Here is a 4,245-nt window from a genome sequence, read left to right as displayed (position 1 = left end):
CTTCCAAAGCGAGGTAAGTATCAATCTGCTCACGATTAGCTAAGTAGAACGCGATCGCTCCGTAAACCTGTTCAAGGGTCAACAGTGGGAAAGATTGAACAATACTTTCTGGTGATAATCCGTTGCGGAAAGTATACACAACGGAGTCGAGAGAAATTCGTGTGCCTGCGATCCAGTAACCTTTGTCCCGATATTCTACATAGGTTTTAACTTCTATAACTGGCATCAATTTACCTTGAATATATCTATTGAGATCATATAACTGAAACAGAAAACTAACAAGCGAGAGTTAGCCACCTAATTTATTAGGTGGGCGTGGAGCGAACCGGGATTCATCCCGGCTCTTGTATTATTTGCCTTTTTGATTCTCTATATACCTTTTGACGGTTTCTGTGTTAGCGTTTCCGGTAGTTGAGCAAAAATAACTAGGAGACCAAAGAGTTGGGAGTTTTAGCAGTTCAGGGAACTCTCTTCTAAGATGATGGGAAGCTCGCCCTTTTACTATGCATGATTATTACTGATGGAGCGAAAGTAGGATCTACCTCCAAGAACATGTGGACGTGATCTGGCATTATCTCGCTTTGCGATCAATCGCCAGTTGTTTTCTGCGCATAAATCAAAAATAATATCTTGTAATCTCATTTTTACCTTCCCGACGAGTACAGACTTCCTTCTCTTAGGGCACCAGACAAAGTGGTAATTCAGCAATGTTACCGAATGTGGATTTGTCCTGAAAATATTTTCAGTTATTGCACTCATAGATGTTGACAGTGGACGTATAGTCAATATATATTATAAACAATAAGGGAGCAACAAGATGTACGGATGTCAGCAGCACTTAATAACTACAACACCGGAGAATCAGGCAGTCATAGAGTTTATTTGCTCGGAGGCTAATAAGCTTACCAATTGCGGTTTGTATTACGGCCGTCAAATGTTATTCAAAAATGGCAAATACCTTAATAATGCCGAGTTGGACAAAGTCATGAAGAGTAACGTCCACTTTAAAGCCATGAGATCGGCATGTGCTCAGCAAACACTGCACGGAGTTGTTGAATCTTTTAAGTCTTACAAAGCCCTCAAGAAGAAGTACGACAAAGGGCAGTTGACAGACAAGCCTAGAGTTCCGAAATACCGGAAAAAGGGCGGCTTAGCTATCGTTAGTTATCCTGCTCGATGGGTGAAACGTTGTCTAGGCCAACTAAAATTTACTTTAGGAAAGCAGGTTAAAGCTTGGTTTGGAATTGAGCACTTCTTGCTTCCGATGCCATCCAATATCGATTTCAAGTTGATAAAGGAATATCGATTTGTCCCTAGGAATGGCTGTTTTTATCTAGAGTTTGTGTACGAGAGAGAAAATGTTGAGCCAATCGCACCAACGAATAATGTTTTAGGTATTGATCCAGGTCTAAGTAACTGGCTAACTTGTGTCTCTAACGTAGGTAAGTCATTTATTATAGATGGCAAAAAAGTTAAATCTCAAAACCAGTGGTACAACAAACGTGTAGCTGCGATCAAGAAAGGGAAAGCCCAAGACTACTGGGATGATCAGTTAGCCTCTTTGACTGAAAAGCGCAACAGGCAGATGCGCGATAATGTGAATAAAGTAGCTAGGTTTATCGTCAACTGGTGTCAAAGGAATGAAGTTAGTACAGTCGTATTTGGATGGAACAAGCGGAACAAAGACAGTATTAACATTGGAAAAAGGAATAACCAGCAGTTCGTGCAAATTCCTACTGCTAAGTTGAAAAATAGAATTGAGCAGTTGTGCCTTGAACACGGTATCAAATTTGTTCAGACAGAGGAAAGTTATACCAGTAAAGCCAGCTTCTTAGATCGTGATTTTCTACCTGTACTTGGTGCGAAACCCGTTCGCGTAGCGTGCGCCAAAGCGCAGGGGTGGAAACCTAGCGGAAAAAGAGTAAAGCGTGGTCTTTATAAGTCAGGGAAAGGCGCATTAATTAACGCCGACTGCAATGGAGCTTGCAATATTCTTAGGAAAGTAGCGACACAGCTAGGGTTCCCCCTAGCCGAGGTCGGTAGAGCAGACTTGAACCTGCCACAACGATACAAATTGGACTCGTTATCTAGATCGTATCGTGAAGCGTCGTGCAGCGCGGTTTTAACCCGCGTAACGACACGACTCTTAGAATCCACGCGGTTTCAACCCGTGGAGAGTTCAAAACTGGAACAAAAAACTGAGATAAATACTGAGGCATTCTAGTCTTGTCTGCCAATTATTCTGAAACTATCGATATAGCAATCAGAACTTAGATACAGATAAGTATTTTTACTTACGCTACCAGATTGGGGGCTCTGGTTTCTCTGGATATCCCCTGAAGCGCGGAGGCGTTTTCTGGTTGCTTTGCCGATGTGATAGTTAAGGATGGGTTTTGGTCGGATACAAAGTACCCGCAAGGGTACTGTAAAGTTTCCTAAAATTTGCCATCATAACTAGTATAAAGCCTATTTAGAGTAATCCTTGCATAAAAATCCCAACTCAAGGTGATAAGTAATTAAGGAGTAAAGTTACCCACTCCTAATTAACTTGATAAAAGGTTCTAACGAATCGGTAATTTCTGAAAACTTATAGGAGTCAAATCATCATGGAAAAACATCAACCAATAGAATTTTCCCTAGAACAAGAATTCAATCTTAAGGTGTTTGAGACGCAAATTCAAAACATCGACCTTGACCAAGCCAAGAATCTTCTGTGCGAGCTCTATAGACAGATGTCAATTCGTGAAATTTATTTCAGGAATTTCGTTAAGCACAGTTTAATCGGAGATCCTCCACCTTGGAGTGAGTAAGCTCAGGGGGCAAGGGATGAAAGTAAGCTATAAGCTTATGTGCTACGCACACGCGTGCGCGTTCAGCTATCAGCTATCAGCTTGTATAGCTAAGCATTCGTTTAATTTATTGCGAATAGGCGCAGCTACCCTGGGTTTATGTTAAGCATGATAGCTGACCGCTGACCACTGACCACTGACCACTGACGGCTAAATGCTTACTTTTGCCTCATACGGTAAATTTGCAAATTAAATTCTGATTAGCTTAACCCAATTCTCCGGAATCCACAGCTAAATTACTGAAGAAACAATAAACACAGCAATTAGAGTCAAGGCGACTGATACAGAATAACATTATTAAGTGCATCATGTAGGTAGCTATAAATACATTTAAACTGAATTGCTAAATTATCGATGAATTCAGCAACTCAGGAATTCAGAGTAATTTATCACCTACTTACTGTTCACAGGGTCAGTTAACCAAGGCTCTCTAGCTCTAATTCACAATCAAGGAGTATCCCATGGTAAAACAAATGTGCTGGTTATCGAGCTTTGGTAGCAATGAACCAAAAATGTTGCACTTACGGACTTCCCCTTATGAGGCTTGGCGTCCGTACACAGCTTTTCCCCAATATGCTGTCCCAGATTACCCAGTACCTGGCGGTTCTAAAGGCTGGGCAACCTATCAGAAACTAAGACTCTCAGACTGGGTTTTGGTTCCTAGTGACAATGAAACTATGGATTATAAAGCAAGTTAATAATTTAGTAATATTGGTTGACTGTTGACGGATAATTGTCAACAGTCAATCTTTAGCAAAGGTAACAGGCAATCGGGAATCGGGAATCGGGAATCGGGAATCGGGAATCGGAAGCTTTGGAGCAGAAATATGTCTTAAGCTTTACTTCGACTGCTATAACCTTCAACCCAATAACCTTCAACCTTGAACCCAATAACCTTTAACCTTAAACAGTTAAACTAATTACTTGACTAGATAAGGACTGGTTAACTTATCTAACTGTTGCACTAACAAGCTAAGGAATAAACCGACATCAGTGACAACACCAACAGATTCTACTGAACCGCGATCGCTTAATTTTGTCACTACGGCGGGGTTAATATCCACACAGACCATCTTCACTCCGGCTGGAGTCATATTCCCGACGCCAATAGAATGGAGCATAGTAGACAGCATCAAGATCATATCTGTCCCTTCCAATAACTTGGCATACTCTTGTTGTGCTTTAATCAAATCCATCTGGGTATCTGGCAGAGGACCATCATCTCGGATGGAACCGGCTAGGACAAATGGTACGTGATTGCGGACGCACTCATACATCACCCCTTTAGTTAATACACCCTGTTCTACAGCTTGGGCAATACTACCGCAGCGACGGATAGTATTGATTACCTTGAGATGGTGTCGGTGTCCACCATGGACAACTACTCCTCGTTTCA

The 4,245-nt window shown here is 41.6% G+C and carries 4 protein-coding genes and 2 pseudogenes; 3 read left to right on the top strand and 3 right to left on the bottom strand.

Annotated features, from left to right (window positions below; genetic code table 11):
• On the bottom strand, positions 1 to 226 hold a 226-nt coding region (locus F6K49_RS36200; RefSeq protein ID WP_293104583.1), incomplete at its 3' end, for a DUF433 domain-containing protein.
• A gap of 123 nt (positions 227 to 349) precedes the next feature.
• A pseudogene (gene tnpA / locus F6K49_RS36195) lies at positions 350 to 759 on the bottom strand (IS200/IS605 family transposase).
• A gap of 58 nt (positions 760 to 817) precedes the next feature.
• Between tnpA and F6K49_RS36190 the strand changes: the two are divergent.
• The 3 genes from F6K49_RS36190 (at position 818) to F6K49_RS36180 (ending at position 3,547) form a co-directional block, all read left to right on the top strand.
• Entirely contained in the window at positions 818 to 2,224 is a 1,407-nt protein-coding gene (locus tag F6K49_RS36190) for a transposase (RefSeq protein ID WP_293104580.1), read from the top strand.
• 382 nt (positions 2,225 to 2,606) lie between these two features.
• Entirely contained in the window at positions 2,607 to 2,810 is a 204-nt protein-coding gene (locus tag F6K49_RS36185; RefSeq protein ID WP_070395823.1) for an NblA/ycf18 family protein, read from the top strand.
• A gap of 500 nt (positions 2,811 to 3,310) precedes the next feature.
• Positions 3,311 to 3,547, top strand: a complete 237-nt coding sequence (locus F6K49_RS36180; RefSeq protein WP_070395824.1) for a hypothetical protein — start codon at positions 3,311 to 3,313, stop codon at positions 3,545 to 3,547.
• A 222-nt stretch (positions 3,548 to 3,769) separates the two neighbouring features.
• On the opposite strand, the pseudogene F6K49_RS36175 reads toward F6K49_RS36180, so the two are convergent.
• A pseudogene (locus tag F6K49_RS36175) lies at positions 3,770 to 4,245 on the bottom strand (fused N-dimethylarginine dimethylaminohydrolase/saccharopine dehydrogenase domain-containing protein); the annotation flags it as partial.

It is taken from the genome of Moorena sp. SIO3I6 (assembly GCF_010672095.1).
This window is presented reverse-complemented; position numbering and strand designations above follow the sequence as displayed.